Consider the following 19422-nt stretch of genomic DNA (forward strand, 5'->3'; position numbering starts at 1 on the left):
CGGTCATGGACGAGCTCTACCCGCCGACCCCGGTGCGCGCCGACGGCATGCTGGACGTCGGCGACGGGCACCGGATCTACTGCCAGGAAGCCGGGAACCCCCAGGGGAAGCCGGTGGTGGTGCTGCACGGCGGGCCGGGAAGCGGCACCGCCCCGATGACCCGGCGGCACTTCGACCCCGAGGCGTACCGGATCATCCTGTTCGACCAGCGCGGCTCCGGTCGCAGCACCCCCAACGCCGGCGACGACGATCTGTCGGCGAACACGTTGTGGCACTTGGTCTCCGATATGGAGCTGCTGCGCGAACGGCTGAACATCGAGCGCTGGCAACTGTTCGGCGGGTCGTGGGGTTCGACGCTCGCGCTGGCGTACGCGGAAACCCATCCGTCGCGAGTGTCGGAAATGGTGCTGCGCGGCATTTTCACCGTGCGCCAGCGGGAACTGGACTGGCTCTACCGCGGCGGCGCGGCGAATCTCTTCCCCGCGGAGTGGGACGCCTTCCTGGAGCCGCTGAACGAGCGGCAGCGGGAAGATCCGCTTGCCGGGTACGCCGAACTGCTCCACTCCCCCGACCGCGCGGTCCGCGAACAGGCCGCGATCGCCTGGAGCGTCTGGGAAGGCGCGACGGTGGCGTTGCTGCCGCAACAGTCCTTTGTGAACCAATACGCGAACCCGCAGTTCGCGCTGACGTTCGCTCGTCTTGCCGTGCACTACTTCCAGCATGGCGCGTGGCTCGAAGAAGGCCAGCTGATCCGCGACGCGGGGAAGCTCGCCGGGATTCCGGGCGTCTTGGTGCAGGGGCGTTACGACGCGGTCTGCCCGCCGATCACGGCGTACCAACTGCATCGGGCCTGGCCCGGGTCGACGTTGAAACTCACCGAATCCGCGGGGCACGCCGTCACCGACCCCGGCATCCTCGCCGCCCTCCGCGAGGCGACCGACAGCTTCCGCTGAAAACGGTGAAGGACTTCTTGCGGGAACCAGATTCCCGCAAGAAGTCCTTCCCGGCCCTTCGGAGCTAGATCCGGCCGCCGCTGGAGCTGTCGCCGCCGGAAAGCCGCTGTGCCAGGTAGACCGGCACCGTCGAGACGATGATCAGCACCGCCGCGACCACGTTGACGACCGGGGCCTGGTTCGGCCGGAACAGGTTGTTGTAGATCCAGATCGGCAGCGTCTCCATGCCGGTGCCGAGCGTGAACGTCGTCACGATGATCTCGTCGAACGACAGCGCGAACGCCAGCAATCCGCCCGCCAGCAACGCCGACCGCAGCATCGGGAACGTCACCAGGCGGAACGTCGTCATGCCGTCCGCGCCGAGGTCCATCGACGCTTCTTCGAGATTCCCGCCCATCCGGCGCAACCGGGCGACCACGTTGTTGAACACGACCACGATGCAGAACGTGGCGTGCGCGACGATCGCCGTCATCAGGCCCAGGTCAAGGCCGAAGATCGTCCGGAACGCGTTGTTCAGCGCGATACCGGTGACGATGCCGGGCAGCGCGATCGGCAGGATCACCAGCAGCGACAGCGAATTGCGCCCGAAGAACCGGTACTTCTGCAACGCGAACGCGGCCATCGTGCCGAGCACCAAAGCGATCGCGGTGGCCGAAAGCCCGGCGACGACACTGGTCCACAAGGCGTGCAGCGCACCCTCGTTGGTGACCGCGCGGCCCCACCATTCCAGCGTGAAGCTCTTGGGCGGCCACCCGAACGTGGTGTCCGCGTTCACCGAGTTCAGCAGGACCACCAGCAGCGGGAAGTAGATCACCGCGAATCCGGCTCCGAGCGCGGTCCACAACAGCACCCGGGCGGGTTTCGACATCCGCACGGCGGTCTCCTAGAGGTTGTCCAGCGCACCGGTGCGACGCACCGCGGCCAGGTAGACGAGCATGATCACGACCGGAACCGTCGCGACGGTCGCGGCGAACGGCAGGTTGTTGGCCGCGCCGATGTTGTCGTACACGACGTTGCCGAGCATCTGCGAGGTGCCGCCGACGATCTTCACCGCGATGTAGTCGCCGAGCGACAGCGAGAAGGTGAAGATCGATCCCGCGACGATCGCCGGGAACGTCAGCGGCAGGATCACCGAACGGAACGTGCGGAACGATTTCGCGCCGAGGTCGCCGGAAGCGTCCACTAAGGACACCGGAAGCCGTTCGAGGCCCGCGTAGATCGGCAGGATCATGTACGGAAGCCAGAGGTAGGACAGCGTGATCACGGTCGAGGTGACGCCGTATCCCGGCCCGGAGATGCCGAGCGGGTTCAGCAGCCAGTTCAGCACCCCGTTGCCGGACAACAGGGTCCGCCACGCGTACGCCTTCACCAGGTAGCTCGCCCACAGCGGCGTCATCACCATGATCACCAGCACCCGCTGCGCCTTGGGCGACGCGAGTTTGGCCATCGCGAAGGCCATCGGGAACGCGATCACCGCGTCGATCACGGTCACCAGCAACGCGATGCCGACGGTGCGGAACGTGATCGTGCGATACACGGAATCACTGAAAAGAGTGACGAAGTTGTCGAAGGACCAGTCGGTGACCACCTTGCCGGTGAAGACGTCGGTGGACCAGAAGGCCGTGATGAAGAGGGCGGCGAGCGCGCCGAGATAGGCCAGGCCGAGCCAGAGCATCGGCGCGGTGAGCAGAAGGCCGAGGCGCAGCTGGGGTTTGCGGTGGAAGAAAGCCGAGATGCGGTGACTCGGCGGGCTCACGGCGGTCATGTCGTAGCACTTTCCGGTGGAGAGGGGAGAAAAGCCGAGGGCCGCGGGAACTTTGGGGAGGGCCCGCGGCCCTCGGCGGACTCACGGACGCCGGCGCGGTGGGTACCGGCGTCCGCGAGAGTCGATCAGCCCTTGATCTCGGTCCAGGCCCGGGTCCAGTCGCCGTAGTCCTTGCACTTGACGTCCGTGCGGCCGTCGAGGCACTGCGGGATCGGCGTGGTCCAGTACTGGATCTTGGCGGCGTACGCGGCGTCGTTGGCGTGGTAGGTGTCGCACAGCGACTTGTCCTTGAACTCCGCGCAGGCCTTGGAGTTCGCCGGGGCCTCCCCGAAGTACTCGGCGACCTGTGCGTTCACCTTCGGGCTCGTGATGTAGTCCATCCACTTGTACGCGCACGTCTTGTGCTGCGACTTCGCGGAAACCATCCAGGTGTCCGACCAGCCGGTCGCCCCCTCGCTCGGCACCGTGGCCGCGACCGGCGCGCCCTCGCTCTTCGCGAGGTTCACCGTCACCTGCCAGGCCGTGCCGATCACGCCGTCGCCGCTCTTGAGCGACTGCGTTTCCTTGAGGTAGTCCGACCAGTACTCCTCGACCAGCGGGCGCTGCTTCTTGAGCAGGTCCGTGGCCGCCTTGAACTGCTTGTCGTCCAGTGCGTACGGGTTCTTGATGCCGAGGTCGGGCTGGTGCGCCATCAGGTACAGCGCGGCGTCGGCGATGTAGATCGGCGAGTCGTACGCGATGACCTTGCCCTTGAACTGCGACTTCTCGTCGAACATCGGCGACCACGACTTCGGCTCCGGCTGCACCTTGTCGGTGCGGTAGGCCAGGACGTTCGCGCCCCAGCCGTGCGGGATGCCGTAGGCGACGTTGTTGACGCTGTTCCACGACTTGTTCTTGAGGAACGGGTAAATGTCGTTGTAGTTCGGGACGAGCGCGGTGTTCACCGGCTCGACGTCGCCCGAGGCGACCAGCCGCAGCGAGGCGTCGCCGGACGCCGAAACCACGTCGTACTGCCCGGTCTTCATCAGCGTCACGGCCTCGTCCGAGGTGCCGAACGGCTTGACGTTGACCTTGCAGCCGGTCTGCTGCTCGAACGGCGTGACCCAGTTGACCTTCGCGTCGTTCGAGCCGTTTTCCGCGTAACCGGGCCACGCGAGCACGTTCAGCTGGCCTTCCGGCTGACCGAGCTGCGTCAGCGCGGCCAGCTTCGGCGGCGTGAAGCCCTGCGCGCCCGGCGCCGACCCCTTGGAGTCGGAGCCCGAGGTGCCGCAGGCAGCGAGCAGGAGGCTCACGCCGCACAGCCCTGCGAGCAGCGTCTTCCTGTTCTTCATAGCGAGAGAAACCTTCCCGTGAGGAACTAGCCGGCTTCGGGGACCCGGAAACTGTGTTCGCGGCGCCAGCGCAGGCGAACGCGACCGTCGGCGAACTCGGTCGGCTCACTGGTGTTCTGGCGGACAACGGACAATTGGCCCCCGGCATCGAGCGCGACAGCGTAGCGCACTGTCGACCCGGCATATACGACATCCGTCACCGAACCGGTCGCGGAAGTCTCCCCGGGGCCCGCCGGCGAGGCGAGATCGCCGTCGATGCGGATCTTCTCCGGCCGGATGCTGTACAGCCCCGGCCTGCCGATCACCGCCTCCGCGCTGCGCCCGCTGAGCAGGTTCGACGTGCCGACGAAGCCTGCCACGAAAGCACTTGCCGGGCGTTCGTACACCTCGACCGGAGTACCGACCTGTTCGATGCGGCCCGCGTTGAACACGGCGATCCGGTCGCTCATGGTGAGCGCCTCGTCCTGATCGTGGGTGACGAAGACGAAGGTGATGCCGACCTCGCGCTGGATCTGCTTGAGCTCGACCTGCATGGTCTGGCGGAGCTTGAGGTCAAGCGCGCCAAGGGGTTCATCCAAAAGCAACACTTTCGGGCGATTCACGAGAGCACGGGCAAGTGCTACGCGCTGCCGCTGCCCGCCGGACATCTGCGACGGTTTGCGATCGCCGAAATCCTCCAGCCGCACCGTGCGCAGCGCTTCCTTCGCGCGCTCGCGGCGTTCGGCTTTCGCGACCCGCTTGACTTTCAGGCCGTACTCCACGTTCTGCTGCACCGTCATGTGCGGGAAGAGCGCGTAGTCCTGGAAAACCGTGTTCACGTCTCGGTCGAACGGAGCCAGCTGGCTGACGTCCTTGCCTTCGAGCTCGATCGTGCCCGCGGTGGGCAGTTCGAACCCGGCGATCATCCGCAGCACGGTGGTCTTGCCGGAACCGGACGGGCCGAGCATCGAGAAGAACTCGCCGGGCGGGATGTCGAGGTCGACCCCGTCCACGGCGCGCACCTTGTCGAAGTGCTTTTCCAGTCCGGTGAGCCGGATCGCCGGCTGTCCGGTCTGCGGACGCCTTCCCGGCGACCGGGTCTCGGCGGGGGCTTGATGGGGCATGACGGGCCTTCCGATGGATCTGGTCACGACGGCTACAGCGCACTCATCACGTGCTTGACGCGGGTGTAGTCCTCGAGGCCGTACAGCGAGAGGTCCTTGCCGTAGCCGGACCGCTTGAACCCGCCGTGCGGCATCTCGGCCACGAGCGGAATGTGCGTGTTGATCCACACGCAGCCGAAGTCGAGCTTCGCCGAGAACCGCATGGCGCGCTGGTGGTCCTTGGTCCAGACCGAGGAGGCGAGGCCGTACGGAACCCCGTTGGCCTGCTTGAGCGCCTCGTCGTCCTCGGTGAACCGCTGCACCGTGATGACCGGGCCGAAGACCTCGTTCTGGATGATCTCGTCGTCCTGCCGGAGACCGGAAACCACGGTGGCCTCGTAGAAGTAGCCCTCGTCACCGGAACGCCGTCCTCCACAGTGGACAGTCGCGTGCTCCGGCAGCCGGTCGATGAAGCCGGAGACCTTTTCCAGCTGTGCGGCGTTGTTGAGCGGACCGAAGGCGACGTCGTCGCCCGTGCCGGTCTTGTTCGCTTCGGCCTGCCGGGTGAGCGCGTTGACGAAAGTGTCGTGCACGTCTTCGTGCACCAGCACGCGAGTGGCGGCGGTGCAGTCCTGGCCCGCGTTGAAGTACCCGGCCGCGGCGATGGCTTCGGCGGCCGCTTCGAGATCGGCGTCCGGGAACACGATCACCGGGGCCTTGCCGCCCAGTTCAAGGTGCACGCGCTTGACGTCGTGCGCCGCCGAACCGGCCACCTCGATGCCCGCTCGCACCGAGCCGGTGATCGACACCATCGCCGGAATGTCGTGCTCTACCAACGCACGTCCGGTGTCGCGGTCGCCGCAGATCACGTTGAACACGCCCGCGGGCAGGTGCTCGCCGCAGATCTCGGCGAGCAGCAGCGTGGAGGCGGGCGTGGTGTCGGACGGCTTGAGCACGATGGTGTTGCCCGCGGCGAGCGCCGGCGCGATCTTCCAGATCGCCATCATCAGCGGGTAGTTCCACGGCGTCACCTGCGCGCAGACGCCGACCGGCTCACGGCGGATGAACGACGTGTGGCCTTCCATGTACTCGCCGGCCGAACGGCCTTCCAGCACGCGCGCGGCGCCGGCGAAGAAGCGCACCTGGTCGATGACCGCGGGCAGCTCCTCCTCCATGGTCAGCGCGAACGGCTTTCCGGTGTCCTTCGCTTCGACGCGGATGATCTCCTCGCTCCGCGCCTCGAGCGCGTCGGCGATCTTGAGCAGCGCGAGCTGCCGCTGCGCCGGGGTGGTCTCGCGCCAGCTTTCGAACGCTTCCGCGGCGACCTTGAGCGCGCGGTCCACGTCCTCGGCGCCGGCCACCGGCGCGGTGCAGTACGCACGGCCGGTAACCGGGTCGACGATTTCCGCGACCTTTCCGGACAGCGAGTCGACGTAGGTCCCGCCGACGTAGTGCTTCAACTCCTGCACGCGTGCGCCTCCTGACTCTCCGTGGCAGGATGAAACATATAACTCCATATTTCAAATGACAAGGCCCTGGGGCAGGATTGGCTCCAACGGATGCCGAGACGGGTGGACCAACGATGCGCAAGGAGATGTCGAACAGCGCACGACTGGCGATGTTCGCCCCGCTGGACCAGGTGGGGCGCGCGGAGGCGGTCGCGGCGCGGCTTTTCGACGCCATCACGCTGGGTCTCCTCGACGACGCCGAGCAGTTGCCGAGCGAGGCCGAACTCGCCGCTCAGTTCCGCGTCTCCACGGTCACCGTGCGCGAGGCGCTCGCGGTGCTGCGGCAACAGGGCCTCGTCGAAACGCGGCGCGGGCGGGGCGGCGGCAGCTTCGTGCGCACCCCGGACTGGCCCGCGCAGAGTTCGTGGGCCGAACGCCTGCGATTGGTCTCAATGGCTGAACTTCGCGACTTCGGCGACCACTACCTCGCCGTCGCGGGTTCGGCCGCGAAGCTCGCCGCCGAACGCAGCACCCCCGAAGATCTCGAACGGCTGCGACTCACCGCGGAAGACCTCCTCGGCGCGAGCGGCCCGGACGCGACCCGTGCGGAGCGGCATTTCCACCTCGAAGTCGCCGCCGCCGCACAGTCCCCGCGGCTCACCAACCAGGAAGTTCAGCTGCAGAGCGAACACGGCGTATTGCTGTGGGCGCCCCTCGGCGACAAGGAAACCTGCCGGGGGTCCTACGCTGAGCACCAGGCGATCGTCTCCGCGATCGCCTCGGCCGACGGCGATCGGGCGCGCGCCTTGACCGAGGACCACCTCCTCGGAGCGCTCGACCGGCTCGCGGATCTGCACCTGTCCCTCGAAACGCCGTAAGCTCCGATGACCCCGCATCACGAGGTGAGCATCGTGACCGACACCCGCACGCTGACCGGCGAAGAGGTAGTGACCCAGGTTTCCTCCCTCGTCGAGGAGATTTTCGCGCGCCTGAAACCAGTTCTGGCCGCCGCCGAAGCGCTGCTCGCCGAAACCGGCGACCTGTCCGCCGAAGCACTGCACGCGATCCGGCCGCAGGTCATCGAGGCGCTCGGCGGCCTCGTGGTCGGCGCGGGCTTCGTGAGCGCGCCGAATGTCTTGGCTGATCAGGAACTCGGCTTCGAATGGTGGACTTCCTGCCGCACCGACGACGGTTCGCCGGAACAGCTGCTCATCAGCCTCGATCCGGAGAGCCCCAATTTCCTGGACTACACGCGGCAATCGTGGTTCACCGTCCCGCGCGACAGCGGACGCCGCCACGTCAACGGGCCGTACGTGGACTATCTCTGCACCGACGAGTACACGCTCACCTTTACCGTTCCCGTTACGCGCGGTGAGGAATTCGCCGGGGTCGTTGGTGCGGACGTGTATGTGCGCGAATTCGAGCGCACGGTGAGTCGCCGGCTTCGCGCGCTCGGCCGGACCGCCGCGTTGCTCAACGCGCAGGGCCGGGTGATCGTGTCGAACAGCGTGCGGAAGGCGACCGGGTCGCTGGTGCGCGAGATCGACGTGCCCGCCTGGTGGGCGTCCGGGGCGGAACCGTATACGGCGCCGAGCGGGATGACGTTGCGGCGGTGCGGGGATTCGCCGATCACGTTGCTGGCCACGACCTGACCTGGAGCGCGAACCACAATTCCGCGCGGACGCCCGGTGCGTCGAGGTCCCGGCCCAGCAGCTCAGCCGTTTTGGCGACCCGGTTGCGCAACGTGTGCCGGTGCACGCCGAGCTTCGTCGCGGCGAGGTCCCAATGGCCGTGGTGTTCGAGCCAGCAGCGCAGCGACAGCTCCAGGTCGCCGCGGCCGGTCCGGTCGAACTCCCTTACCGGCGCGAGAAGCTGATCGGAAAACGCTTGCGCGGCTTGCTGATCGACCAAGCCAAGCAGTCCGGCTCCGGCATGATCGGCGTAGCGCAGCATCGGCACCCGCTGCGTGCGCGCCGCTTCGGCCGCCTCTTCCGCCTGCCGAAGCGCGGCCGGAAAATCCCCCGTGGACAGTCCACTGTGGAACTCCCCGGTCTCCGCGGCGATCTCGCTCACCTCGTCGTTCTCCGCCAGCACGATCAGCTTGTCGCCGCGGTGAGCGGCGAACACTTGCCCGGCAAGGGTTTCCAGCCGCTCGTACAGCGTGTTACGAGCGGCCTTGCTCCCGGCCACGGCGAGCACCGTCCACGGCTGTTGAGGAAGATCCGGCACGACCTCTCGGGCTAGCTCGTGCTGACCCGCGGCGAGCAGCTCCAGAACGCCGGTATGCAGCTGGGACAGCGAGAGCCGCTGGGCCCGGTCCTGTTCCAGGGCAAGAGAAAGCAGCGAGACCGCTGTGTTGACGATGTGCTGTCCGGTGCTGTCCAACGGCTCCGCGGTACCAACCGCCAACGCGCCCCGCGTGTGCAGAGTCTGGATGACGACCTCGTCGTCGCCATGAGATACCACGCGCGTGCCCGCGCGAAGACCGGTCACGTCCAGTTCGACGCTGCGTGCTTTGGCCGACGACGCCTCACGCACGCGTCCGGCGGAGTCGTAAAGCACCACCCAGCCGTCGATGAGCCGAGCGAGCCGCCGCACCACTCCCCCGGCGCCGCTGCGCCCGACCGCGGTCCGGGTCAGCTCCTGCTGGGCGCGGCCGATCCGCACTGTCGCGGCGTACTCGTCGGCCGCGACCGACCGGGACACCGCGCGCGTGATCGCGATGAACGGCGTCCGCCGCGGCACCTCCAGCACCGGCAATCCGACCTCGTCGGCGACCGCTACCAGCGCGTCCGGCACCTGTGCGTGGCTCAGCCCGACGCCGAACCCGAGCCCGGCGACGTCCGCGTCGACCAGCCTCCGGACGTACGGCTCATACGTCGCGCTGTAGAGCGTCAGACCGGTCGTGAGCAGCAGTTCCCCGCCTTCGAGGAAGCTTTGCGGATCGGTCAGCTCGGTGGGATGCACCCAGCCGATCGGGCGGTCCAGCCCGGCCTCGCCCGCGACCACGCGCAGGCCGAGCGCGGGTTCGGCGGCCAGCGCCCGCAGGGTGAGTGCCATAACGGCCAATTGTAGCCGTCGAATTGGACAGAACGGCCAGCTGACGGCGGGCGGGGCAGGCCCCATCCTGAGGGGCGACCCACCCACGCGTACAGGAGCGAGCCTTGACCACCAGCACCGCCGCCGAGCCGCAGGCTCCGGCACCCCGGCAGCGCAGGCTGCAGACCGAGATCCCCGGACCCGCCTCCCGCGCGCTGCAGGACCGCCGCGTGAACGCGGTCGCCGCCGGGGTCGCGTCGACGCTGCCCGCCTACATCACCTCCGCCAGCGGCGGGCTGCTCACCGACGCCGACGGCAACGTGCTGATCGACTTCGGTTCCGGGATCGCAGTGACGAGCGTCGGGCACTCCGCGCCCGAGGTCGTCGACCGGGTGCGCGAGCAGGCGTCGCTGTTCACCCACACCTGTTTCATGGTGACCCCGTACGAGGGTTACGTGGAGGTGTGCGAGGCGCTGGGCGAGCTGACGCCGGGCGATCACGCGAAGAAGTCGGTGCTGTTCAACTCCGGTGCCGAGGCGGTCGAGAACGCGGTGAAGATCGCCCGCACCGCCACCGGTCGCCAGGCCGTCGTGGTGTTCGACCACGCCTACCACGGCCGCACCAACCTGACCATGGGGATGACCGCGAAATCGGTGCCCTACAAGCACGGTTTCGGGCCGTTCGCGCCCGAGGTGTACCGCGTGCCGGGCTCGTACCCGTACCGCGACGGGCTGGCCGGACCGGAGGCCGCGCGGCAGGCGATCGACCGGATCGAGAAGCAGATCGGCGGCGACCAGGTCGCGGCCGTCGTGCTCGAACCGATCCAGGGCGAGGGCGGGTTCATCGAGCCCGCGCCCGGTTTCCTTCCCGCGATTTCCTCCTGGTGCGAGGCGAACGGCGTCGTGTTCGTCGCCGACGAGGTGCAGACCGGCTTCTGCCGCACCGGCAACTGGTTCGCCTCGGCGCACGAGGACGTCGTCCCCGACCTGGTCTGCACGGCCAAGGGCATCGCGGGCGGTCTGCCGCTCGCCGCGGTGACCGGTCGCGCGGAGCTGCTCGACGCGGTCGGCCCGGGCGGGCTCGGCGGGACCTACGGCGGCAACCCGATCGCGTGTGCCGCGGCGCTGGGCGCGATCGAGACCATGCGCAACGAGGACCTGGCCGGTTCCGCGCGGCGCATCGAAGAGCAGATGCTGCCGCGACTTCGGTCGCTGGCCGCGGAAACCGGCGTGATCGGCGACGTGCGCGGACGCGGCGCGATGCTGGCGGCCGAGTTCGTCAAGCCGGGCACGAACAAGCCGGACGCTGACCTCACGAAACGCATCGCCGCCGCCTGCCATGCACAGGGCGTCGTGGTGCTGACCTGCGGCACGTACGGCAACGTCGTCCGGCTGCTTCCCCCGCTGTCCCTGTCCAACGAGCTGCTCGACGAAGGCCTCGCCGTTCTCGAGTACGCGATCCGCACGGAGGCCCGCAAGTGACTTTCCCGTTCTGGGTGGCCGGAAAGCCGGTCACCAGCAGCGAAACGACCGTTGTCCGGCATTCGTTCGACGGTTCCGAAGCCGGTTCGCACTACGTGCCCGGACCGTCCGAAGTGGAGGCTGCGGTCCAGGCCGCGGCGGACGTCGCCGACGAGTTCGCGACGCTGCCCGCACACGTTCGCGCGGGCGCGCTCGACCACATTTCGCGGCGGCTTTCCGAGCGGGCGGAGGAGATCGCGCAGCTGATCACCGCCGAATCGGGCAAGCCGCTGAAGTGGTCGCGCGGCGAGGTCGGCCGTGCGGTGTCGACATTCCGCTGGGCGTCCGAGGAGGCTCGGCGGTTCTCCGGCGACCTGCAGCGCCTCGACACCGACCCGGGCGGCACCGGGCGGCTCGCGCTCGTCCGGCGCGTGCCGCGCGGTCCGCTACTGGGCATCACGCCGTTCAACTTCCCGCTGAACCTGGTAGCGCACAAGGTCGCCCCGGCGATCGCGGTCGGCGCGCCGATCGTGCTCAAGCCCGCCCCGGCGACGCCGCTGACCGCGCTGGTGCTCGGCGAAATCCTTGCCGAGACCGGCCTTCCGGCGGGCACCTGGTCGATCCTGCCGCTGGGCAACGAGGCCACCGCCGAACTGGTCAAGGACCCGCGGCTGCCGGTCGTGTCGTTCACCGGCTCGGTGCCGGTCGGCTGGGCGATCCGCGACAGCGTGCCGCGCAAGCACGTCGCACTGGAACTCGGCGGCAACGGCGCGGTGCTGGTCTGTCCGGATTGGACTGACCTCGACTTCGCCGCGCAGCGGATCGCGACGTTCGCGATGTACCAGGCCGGACAGTCGTGCATTTCGGTGCAGCGCGTGTACGCGCACACCGACGTCTACGACGAGCTGCAGCAGAAGGTGCTGGAGCAGGTCGCCGCGCTGCGCACCGGAAACCCGCGCGAGGACGGCGTCGACGTGGGCCCGCTGGTCAACGAGGCGGCCGCTTCGCGCGTCGAATCCTGGGTGACTGACGCTGTTGTCGCTGGCGCCAAGCTGCTCGCCGGCGGTGGCCGTTCGGGTGCGACGGTGGAGCCGACTGTGCTCTCCGAGGTCCCCGAGGACGTTTCGGTGATGGCGGACGAGGTGTTCGGCCCGGTGGTCTCGCTGGTTCGGGTGTCCTCTGTGGACGACGGCGTCGAGCGGATCAACGCGTCCCGCTTCGGCCTGCAGACCGGCGTGTTCACCCGCGACCTGCCGACCGCGTTCGACGTGTCGGCACGGCTCAAGGTGGGCGGCGTGCTGGTCGGCGACGTGCCGAGCTTCCGCGCCGACCAGATGCCCTACGGCGGAGTGAAGGACTCCGGCGTCGGCCGCGAAGGCCCGGCCGCGGCGATGGCGGACTTCACCGAAGAACGCGTGACTGTCCTTACCGGACTGACTCTCTGAGCGCCGCGTAGGCGTCCACAAGAGACGGTCCGTACCACGTGAGGTAGCGCCCGGAGACGAGTACCGGGCGCATCTCCGGGAAGAAGCCGGGGCCGTCGTCCTGGGTGAATTCGTACGGCTCGTCGGGCAGTACGACCAGGTCGGCCCCGGTCTTCTGAAGTTCTTCCAGCGACGGGCGGGGATAGCGCTCGGAGTGTCCCAAGTAGACGTTCTCGACCCCGACCCGGCGCAGCATGTCGCCGGCGAAGGTGTCGCGGCCCAGCACGATCCACGGTTTGCGCCACACCGGAATCACCGCGCGGTAGCGCACCGGTTCCACCTCGCGCCACAGTTCGTCCGCGGTGTCGAGCCATTCCGGTTCGTCGATGCCGTACACCTGGCCGAAAATCCGCCGCAACGAACCCAGCGCGGCAGGCACCGATTCCGCCGCGGCCATGACGAACACCGGGATCCCGTTGGCCCGCAGGGTTTCCACGTCCTCCGGCCGGTTCTCCTCGGAGTTCGCCAGCACCAGATCCGGTTCGAGCGCCAGCACCCGGTCCAGCTTCGGGTACTTCGACCCGCCCACGCGCTCCACGTCCAGGCCGGCCGGATGCGTGCAGTAGTCCGTCGCCCCGATCAGCCTCCCCGGTGCGCTCACCTCGACCGCCTCGGTCAGCGACGGCACCAGCGACACCACGCGCCGCGGCGTGCCCTCGATCGGCACCGGCTCGCCGAGATCATCGACCAGTTCCGCGTTCCTCATACCCGTTCGAACGACACCTTCCGCTGCTCGACGTCCACTTCGGTCAGCCGCACCGCGATCCGCTCGCCCTCCGGGAACTTCGCGCCGGAGCACTTCGCCATCACCGGCGGGTCCTCGACCAGGATCTCCGCCCGCGTCTCGTCCGCACGCAACACCACCGCGGTGAACTCGCGACCCACATGCTCAGCGAGTACCCACGCCTCGACCTGGTCTATGCACGCGCGTTCCACCCGCGCCGCCAGACTGTCCGAAGCGGACATGTACGCCGGCACCTCGGACAGTGCCTCCCGTACCCAATCCGGCACCTCGCGTCCGGCCGTCACCGCCAGGCACACCTCAGTGCCGAACCGGTCGACCAGTCGCCGAATCGGTGCCGTGACGTGCGCGTACGCCCCGCCGATCCCCGCGTGCGTGGTAACCGCGGGCAATTCCCCGGCGAAAGCCGTGTAACCCGCACCCCGCAACAGTCGCGTGGTGTCCGCGTACAACGCCATCGACGCGGGCTGTCCCGGATCCAAAGTAGACAGAAACTCGGACACCCCGAGCTCGGCAGGCCAGGCCAGTCCGACCGCGGCCGCCGACCGGCGCAGCCATTCCACCGCGTCCGGCTCCGGCGACGGGAGCGTCCGCAGCACCCCGATCCCGGCGTCGATCATGATCCGCGCCGCGGCCATCCCGGTGAGCAACGAGATCTCGGCGTTCCACGCGTCGACGGCCGTCCGCGGCCGGCGCGCGAGAATCCAGCCGCTGTCGCCGTTGCCGCTGATTTCCTGTTCCGGCAGCTGCAGCTCGACCGCCCCGCGCTGCACTGCGAGACCGCGCCGCAACCGCCCGAGCTCCGGCAACGCCGCCACCGACGGATGCGGCCGTCCCGCGTCCAGCGACGACTGGACCCCCTCGTAGTCGAGCTGCTCCGTCGACCGCACCAACGCACGACGGACCCGGGTGCCGACGATTTCGCCGCCGTCGTCGACGTCGATGGTCCACAACACCGCGGGCCGGACCTCGCCCGGCAGCAAGCTGGCCGCGCCCTCGGACAGCACCGGCGGGTGCAGCGGGACGTTGCCGTCCGGGAGATACAGCGTCTGCCCGCGCCGCCGCGCCTCGTGATCGAGCGCACCGCCCGGCGGGACGAACGCCGCCAGATCCGCGATCGCGTAGTGGACCCGGAACCCGCTGCCGCGCCGCTCGATCACCATCGCCTGGTCGAGGTCCTTGGACCCGGGCGGATCGATCGTGACGAACGGCAGGTCAGTGGCGTCCTCGCGGCCGCCCGCCGACGCGAGCGGATCGAGCACCGCCGTCTCGGCCTCCGCGAGCACCGCGGGCCCGAACGACTCCGGCAGCGCGAATTCCGCCCGGAGACGACCGAAGTCCCCTCCCGACGCTGGCGTCCTCAGCACGAGTGGCGGCACGGTCCAACACTATCCCGCCGAACCGCCGATGATCGCCCGTTCGGGCGCGGGCCGGTCGGGTGTAGCCTGCCTGGCATTGATAATCGTCTTCATTTTCAGAAGGGGCCGGATCGGTGAAGATCGCGTTCGTCGGCAAGGGCGGCAGCGGGAAAACCACGCTCTCGTCGCTGTTCGTCTCTTATCTGGCAGCAGCGGGCAAACCGGTGCTGGCCATCGACGCCGACATCAACCAGCACCTGGCGGTGGCCCTCGGCGCGACCGAGGAGCAGGCGCTGGCGTGGCCGACCCTCGGCGAGCACATGCCGCTGATCAAGGACTACCTGCGCGGCGACAACCCTCGGATCCCGTCCGCCGAAGCGATGATCAAGACCACCCCGCCCGGCCGGGGCTCGCGGCTCGTGCGGCCCTTCGAGGACAACCCCATCTTCGACGCCTGCTTCCGCTCGCTCGGCAACGTCCGGCTGGGCGTCACCGGCCAGTTCGACGAGGACGACCTGGGCGTGGCCTGCTACCACTCGAAGGTCGGTGCGGCCGAGCTGCTGCTGAACCACCTGGTGGACGGCACGGATGAGTACGTCGTGATGGACATGACCGCCGGAGCCGACGCGTTCGCCTCGGGTTTGTTCACGCGCTTCGACGTGACGTTCCTGGTGTGCGAGCCGACCCTGCGCAGCGTCGGTGTTTACCGTCAGTACGCGGATCACGCGCGGGACTTCGGCGTTCACCTGGTGGCGGTCGGGAACAAGGTCACCGACAGCGACGATGTCGACTTCCTGACCGAGCAGCTGGGTTCGGCGCTGCTGGGGTGGATGACGACGTCCGGCCACGTCCGGGCCGCCGAACGCGGGACCACCCGGCCGATCGGCGAACTGGAGCCGCGCAACCTGGCGACGCTCGCCGCGATGCGGGACCTGGTGGACAAGACGCCGCGAGACTGGGCGCGGTACCAGCGGCAGGGGGTGGAATTCCACCTGCGGAACGCGCGGGCCTGGGGAAACGGGCGCGTGGGGGCGGATCTGGAGGGACAGGTGGATCCGGACTTCGTGCTGGATCCGGCGTTGGTCGCCGGGTGAGCTGTTCCGGGCTGACGTTCCTGCCGCCGACCGGACGTGACCTGTCCGGTCGGCGGTTACTGCTGTCTGGGGAATGAGCACCCATTTCGTGCGCTTCATCCCGTGCTGCGCGCACTCCGCGACCAGCCACCGGAGTTCCGACGGCTTGGCCCCGTCACGCGGTCGGTCAGTCGCCGTCCCAGGAACGATCGGCGGCGTCGGCTTGACGGGTGCGTTCGCGGGCGATGTCGAGCGCGCGACGGGCCGTGGCCTCGTCCGGGTACGGGCCGAGGAGGTCGACTCCGCGGCTGCGTTCCAGGTGCTCGACTTCGTGGGTGCGGGTGTTGTAGTACCAGCCCTGGTCCGGGTTCGGGTCGTCAGACATGGGTTCAGCCTGACACTTTCCCGCTCATTTGCGCCAGCGGAACGGGACCTCGGTGGGCTGCCCGGTGGGCCCGAAGTCGCCGGGACCGTCGTCCTCGTGGTCGGGGTGCTCGTCGAACCACCCGCGAGCGTCCCCGACCGGGATTCCGCGAGGCGGGGTCGCCGTGTCGTCCGCCGGAGAAGAAGCGCCGTAGTCCGGCACCGGCGGTACGGCTGACTCTTTGCCAGGGAAGACCGGCCGCTCATCCCGATACGTCCGCGCGGGCGGCGGCCCTGCTGGACCCTGCCCCGGGAAGACCGGCAACGGCCGCCCGTCCGGCCCGGTCTCAGTCGACCGCCTGCGGCCGCTGGGCTGGGGCAGCGGGAAGGGAGCCCCGGGCGCGGGAGGATGCGTCGGCTGTGCACTGGGCGCGGGAGGGGCCCCAGGCGGAACCTGGTGCTGCGCCGCGGGCGCGCTCGCCGGCTCCGCGCTGGGCGAGGGAGAGGCTGTCGGCTGCTGCCCCGGAGAATTCGCGGGCGGGACCGGCTGGGCGAAGCCAGAAGCAGGCGAGTCTGCCGACTCCGCACCCGCCGCAGAAGGTTGCTGCTGCACAGGAGGATTCGCGGGCGGGACCGGTTGCGACGCACCAGGCGCGGGCAGACTTGCTGACTCGGCACCGGGCACAGGAGAGGCTGTTGGCTGCTGCCCCGGAGAATTCGCAGGCGGAACCGGTTGCGACACACCAGGCGCAGACAGGCCTGCCGACTCCGCGCTGGCCGCAGGAGGAGTCGCCGACGGAGCCTGGTGCGGTGCCGGATTCGCGGGCGGAACCGGTTGCGACGCACCGGACGCAGGCGGAGTTGTCGGCTCCGCGCTGGGCGGAGCGACCGGCTGCTGAGCTCCGGGCTGAGCCTGGGGTTGTGGCATGGGCGAGGTCTGCTGAGCCGGTGCTGTCGGCGGTTGCGCGGCAGGCATCGGCGGGGTCGCAGGGCGCTCCGGTGCCGACGGCTGGGCATGCTGAGCGGGAACCGGGCCATAGTGCTGCGTCCCGGGTTGAGGAGCCTGACTTTGCTGGGCCGACGCCGGGTTCTGCCCAGGCCATCCCTGCTGCTGGACTGCCTCGTGTCGACCGTGCGGCGGATATCCCTGCTGCGGCAACGCTTCCGCCGGTCGTGCGGGCTGGCGCGGCTCGTGCACGTACGGCTTCGGCTGCCATGCCTGCCTCGCCCGCAGCTGCGGATCGATCGGCGCTGGGGCGGCGCCGCCCACGGGGGCTGGGGGCGCGCTGGTCTCGGGCACAGCGGGGGCCGGGCTGGCCGGTGCTGCCTCTTCCGTCACAGGCTGAGCAGGCTCGACCGGCTCCGCGGTGGCCGGTGCTTCGACAGCCGCCTTGGGTGCCTCCAGGTTCGAAGGCGTATCCGAACCCGCGGCTTCCGAGGTCTGCTCAGCAGGCGGAGTCGGCTCTTCCTGCGGAGAAGGTGCCGCAGCCGGAGCCTGGGTCGCAGCCGCCGGGGAACGCACCGCATCCTCTGGCGGACGTGCGACCGAGCCCTGCGCCGGGCCGCCCGCTGCCTGGGTGGTGCTCGTCGGCGGCTGCGCAGAACCAGCGTCCCCGGCCGAGCCCTCGGGCCCGTGCGGCACGGACCGCCACACCGGCGCTGGTCCGATGTTCATCGGCACCGGTGCGGCCAACGGGCCCATGAGCGGTGCCTCCCCTGAAGGACCAGCCGCGGCGGGACGCGGGATCGGGTCCAGGCAGGACACCAGCACCGTCGTCCGGTCCGGGTCCTGAACCTTCCGGCCGCTCCGCTCCCGGTAGACCATCTCCCCCTCGGCGTCCATCTCCACGAGATAGCCCGCCTCCGCGAGCTGTTCCTCGTCGAGATCGACCAACCGCTCGTAACGGGACGGAACGACCCGGTAGATCGGCCACGACAACCGGGCGTGCTCGCCGTGGAACTGGGCCAGCAGAGCCGCCATCTGCTGCTGCCACGGAAGCGACATGCCCTCCGCCAGCGAACGCGGCAGCACGACGTACCCGCCGTCCACGCCGGGCAGTCCCTGGTTCAGCAGGTCCGCCAACGGCGTGCTGGAGGCGGGGTGCGCGGACTGGCGCGGCGGCTGCGGTGCGCCGAACAGCGCCGCCGGGTCCTGGGGCTCGCTCTGGCCTGGTTTGCCTCGCTTGCCGAATTTCCGTGCCACGTGTGCCATCCTCTGCCAGCGCGCGGCCACGTGCTCGTGGACAGGCCGCGACTTCGGGGTGAATCCGGACCCGCCGCACTGGGCGTCCGCGGGTCAAGAGCCGGTGCCTCCCGCACCCATGCTAGACGCCGGGGCGCACCGCCTGCGGCACGACTTCGTGCTCGTCGAACGAGAACGGGCGCACGTGCACCGGCACGCCGGTCTGCTGGGCCTCGACAATCTTGCCGTCTCCCAGGTACATCGCGACGTGGTGGATGGTCGTCGGGTCGGCTGGGTCGGTGGCGAGGAAAATCAGGTCACCGGGCTGTGCTTCGCGCACCGGCAGCATCGCGCCCGCCTTGTACTGGTCCTGCGACACGCGCGGCAGGATCACGCCCGCCGACTCGTAGGCGCGCAGCATCAGGCCGGAACAGTCGTAGGAGTTCGGGCCGGTCGCTCCCCAGACGTAGGGCTTGCCCTGCTCGCCGAGCGCGAACTTGATCGCCTGTGCCGCGGCCTGGCTCGGCGGCAGCGCGGCTCCCATGCCCTGTCCGCAGCCGGCCACGTCCGCGATCTGGCCCATGTTCTGCACCAGTGAGGCCGCCATGGCCTCCCACCGGTGATAGCGGTCCGGGAAGCCGGACCGCTCGACCTGCTGCGCCGCGTCGCCGGGACGCAGGTTTTCCCAGTCCGGGACGGCGAGCAGGACGTCGAAGAACTTGTTGATCGCGTAGTTCGGGTCGGTGACCTGGGCCGCGGTGCCCCAGTTCATCGACGGGCGCATCTGGAAGATGCCGAGCGAATCGCGGTCGCCGTAGTTCACGTTGTGCAGCCGCGATTCGGTCATCCCGGCCTGGATCGCGACCTGCCACGCGCGCGGCGACAGGCTGCGCTGCTTGCCGATCGAGATGATCAGCGAAACCGTGTTGCGCGATTCCTGGTCGAGTTCGGCGGCGTCCGCCCCGCCCTGCTCCGGCTGTCCGGGCTGGGTGGGGCCGAGCGCGGCGTCGCACGAGCTCAGCGCGATGCCGCCGGCCGCCGCCTGCTGCTGGTCGTTCACGGCCTTGGTCACGACGCTGGTGGTGAGCACCGTGGCGAAAACGGCGGCGATCACCACCGAGACGAGAATGGCCAGCTTCACG

17 protein-coding genes are annotated in these 19422 nt (G+C 69.2%); 6 read left to right on the plus strand and 11 right to left on the minus strand.

Annotated features, from left to right (window positions below):
* The first annotated feature begins 5 nt into the window (after positions 1-5).
* Complete coding sequence (gene pip / locus H5411_RS18305) at positions 6-953, plus strand: prolyl aminopeptidase (RefSeq protein WP_183124422.1); 948 nt, start codon at positions 6-8, stop codon at positions 951-953.
* A gap of 64 nt (positions 954-1017) precedes the next feature.
* On the opposite strand, the gene H5411_RS18310 is transcribed toward pip, so the two are convergent.
* From H5411_RS18310 to H5411_RS18330, 5 genes are all read right to left on the minus strand, one after another.
* Positions 1018-1821: an ABC transporter permease gene (locus H5411_RS18310; protein WP_220817101.1), complete on the minus strand. Its 804-nt coding sequence runs from the start codon at positions 1819-1821 to the stop codon at positions 1018-1020.
* Between the two features lie 15 nt (positions 1822-1836).
* Complete coding sequence (locus H5411_RS18315) at positions 1837-2718, minus strand: ABC transporter permease (protein ID WP_183124424.1); 882 nt, start codon at positions 2716-2718, stop codon at positions 1837-1839.
* A gap of 125 nt (positions 2719-2843) precedes the next feature.
* The gene (locus H5411_RS18320; RefSeq protein WP_183124425.1) at positions 2844-4049 is read right to left on the minus strand and encodes an ABC transporter substrate-binding protein; all 1206 of its coding nucleotides are present in this window, start codon (positions 4047-4049) and stop codon (positions 2844-2846) included.
* A 26-nt stretch (positions 4050-4075) separates the two neighbouring features.
* Entirely contained in the window at positions 4076-5152 is a 1077-nt protein-coding gene (locus tag H5411_RS18325; RefSeq protein ID WP_183124426.1) for an ABC transporter ATP-binding protein, read from the minus strand.
* A 32-nt stretch (positions 5153-5184) separates the two neighbouring features.
* Positions 5185-6600 (minus strand): gamma-aminobutyraldehyde dehydrogenase, encoded by a 1416-nt coding sequence (locus H5411_RS18330; RefSeq protein ID WP_183124427.1) that lies wholly within the window; start codon positions 6598-6600, stop codon positions 5185-5187.
* Positions 6601-6713: 113 nt separating this feature from the next.
* Between H5411_RS18330 and H5411_RS18335 the strand changes: the two genes are divergently transcribed.
* Both H5411_RS18335 and H5411_RS18340 read left to right on the plus strand, forming a co-directional pair.
* Complete coding sequence (locus H5411_RS18335; protein WP_101435673.1) at positions 6714-7457, plus strand: FadR/GntR family transcriptional regulator; 744 nt, start codon at positions 6714-6716, stop codon at positions 7455-7457.
* Positions 7458-7463: 6 nt separating this feature from the next.
* Positions 7464-8231, plus strand: a complete 768-nt coding sequence (locus H5411_RS18340) for a cache domain-containing protein (protein ID WP_220817103.1) — start codon at positions 7464-7466, stop codon at positions 8229-8231.
* On the opposite strand, the gene H5411_RS18345 is transcribed toward H5411_RS18340, so the two are convergent.
* Positions 8209-9639 carry a PucR family transcriptional regulator gene (locus tag H5411_RS18345; RefSeq protein WP_183124429.1) on the minus strand — a complete coding sequence of 477 codons (1431 nt, stop codon included), beginning with the start codon at positions 9637-9639 and terminating at the stop codon, positions 8209-8211. The two genes, H5411_RS18340 and H5411_RS18345, sit on opposite strands and share 23 nt — an antisense overlap.
* Before the next feature lie 104 nt (positions 9640-9743).
* Here H5411_RS18345 and gabT point away from each other — a divergent pair, with 104 nt between their 5' ends.
* Positions 9744-11099 carry a 4-aminobutyrate--2-oxoglutarate transaminase gene (gene gabT, locus H5411_RS18350; RefSeq protein ID WP_183124430.1) on the plus strand — a complete coding sequence of 452 codons (1356 nt, stop codon included), beginning with the start codon at positions 9744-9746 and terminating at the stop codon, positions 11097-11099.
* Positions 11096-12523 carry an aldehyde dehydrogenase family protein gene (locus H5411_RS18355; RefSeq protein ID WP_183124431.1) on the plus strand — a complete coding sequence of 476 codons (1428 nt, stop codon included), beginning with the start codon at positions 11096-11098 and terminating at the stop codon, positions 12521-12523. Before gabT ends, H5411_RS18355 begins: the two co-directional genes overlap by 4 nt.
* Here the strand turns inward: H5411_RS18355 and H5411_RS18360 are convergent.
* Both H5411_RS18360 and H5411_RS18365 read right to left on the minus strand, forming a co-directional pair.
* The gene (locus H5411_RS18360; protein ID WP_183124432.1) at positions 12504-13268 is read right to left on the minus strand and encodes a helical backbone metal receptor; all 765 of its coding nucleotides are present in this window, start codon (positions 13266-13268) and stop codon (positions 12504-12506) included. The genes H5411_RS18355 and H5411_RS18360 overlap by 20 nt on opposite strands.
* Positions 13265-14683, minus strand: coding sequence for an RNB domain-containing ribonuclease (locus H5411_RS18365; protein ID WP_376772175.1), 1419 nt, complete (start codon positions 14681-14683; stop codon positions 13265-13267). The genes H5411_RS18360 and H5411_RS18365 overlap by 4 nt, the downstream gene beginning before the upstream one ends.
* 113 nt (positions 14684-14796) lie before the next feature.
* Here H5411_RS18365 and H5411_RS18370 point away from each other — a divergent pair, with 113 nt between their 5' ends.
* Positions 14797-15756: an ATP-binding protein gene (locus H5411_RS18370; RefSeq protein WP_101435678.1), complete on the plus strand. Its 960-nt coding sequence runs from the start codon at positions 14797-14799 to the stop codon at positions 15754-15756.
* A 166-nt stretch (positions 15757-15922) separates the two neighbouring features.
* Here H5411_RS18370 and H5411_RS18375 read toward each other — a convergent pair whose 3' ends face one another.
* The 3 genes from H5411_RS18375 to H5411_RS18385 form a co-directional block, all read right to left on the minus strand.
* Positions 15923-16120 (minus strand): hypothetical protein, encoded by a 198-nt coding sequence (locus tag H5411_RS18375; protein ID WP_037815747.1) that lies wholly within the window; start codon positions 16118-16120, stop codon positions 15923-15925.
* 24 nt (positions 16121-16144) lie between these two features.
* Positions 16145-16321 carry a hypothetical protein gene (locus tag H5411_RS18380; RefSeq protein WP_183124433.1) on the minus strand — a complete coding sequence of 59 codons (177 nt, stop codon included), beginning with the start codon at positions 16319-16321 and terminating at the stop codon, positions 16145-16147.
* 2101 nt (positions 16322-18422) lie between these two features.
* A complete protein-coding gene (locus H5411_RS18385; protein WP_183124434.1) occupies positions 18423-19421 on the minus strand; it encodes a C40 family peptidase in 999 nt (332 codons plus the stop codon).
* Position 19422: the final 1 nt, after the last annotated feature.

This window comes from Amycolatopsis echigonensis (assembly GCF_014174495.1).
GTDB lineage: Bacteria > Actinomycetota > Actinomycetes > Mycobacteriales > Pseudonocardiaceae > Amycolatopsis > Amycolatopsis echigonensis.

What these genes read in the sequence shown, in the direction of transcription:
- pip (WP_183124422.1), top strand. Translation starts at nt 6, where the DNA reads ATGGACGAGCTCTACCCGCCGACCCCGGTGCGCGCCGACGGCATGCTG.
- H5411_RS18310 (WP_220817101.1), bottom strand. Translation starts at nt 1,821, where the DNA reads ATGTCGAAACCCGCCCGGGTGCTGTTGTGGACCGCGCTCGGAGCCGGA.
- H5411_RS18315 (WP_183124424.1), bottom strand. Translation starts at nt 2,718, where the DNA reads ATGACCGCCGTGAGCCCGCCGAGTCACCGCATCTCGGCTTTCTTCCAC.
- H5411_RS18320 (WP_183124425.1), bottom strand. Translation starts at nt 4,049, where the DNA reads ATGAAGAACAGGAAGACGCTGCTCGCAGGGCTGTGCGGCGTGAGCCTC.
- H5411_RS18325 (WP_183124426.1), bottom strand. Translation starts at nt 5,152, where the DNA reads ATGCCCCATCAAGCCCCCGCCGAGACCCGGTCGCCGGGAAGGCGTCCG.
- H5411_RS18335 (WP_101435673.1), top strand. Translation starts at nt 6,714, where the DNA reads ATGCGCAAGGAGATGTCGAACAGCGCACGACTGGCGATGTTCGCCCCG.
- H5411_RS18340 (WP_220817103.1), top strand. Translation starts at nt 7,464, where the DNA reads ATGACCCCGCATCACGAGGTGAGCATCGTGACCGACACCCGCACGCTG.
- H5411_RS18345 (WP_183124429.1), bottom strand. Translation starts at nt 9,639, where the DNA reads ATGGCACTCACCCTGCGGGCGCTGGCCGCCGAACCCGCGCTCGGCCTG.
- H5411_RS18360 (WP_183124432.1), bottom strand. Translation starts at nt 13,268, where the DNA reads ATGAGGAACGCGGAACTGGTCGATGATCTCGGCGAGCCGGTGCCGATC.
- H5411_RS18375 (WP_037815747.1), bottom strand. Translation starts at nt 16,120, where the DNA reads ATGTCTGACGACCCGAACCCGGACCAGGGCTGGTACTACAACACCCGC.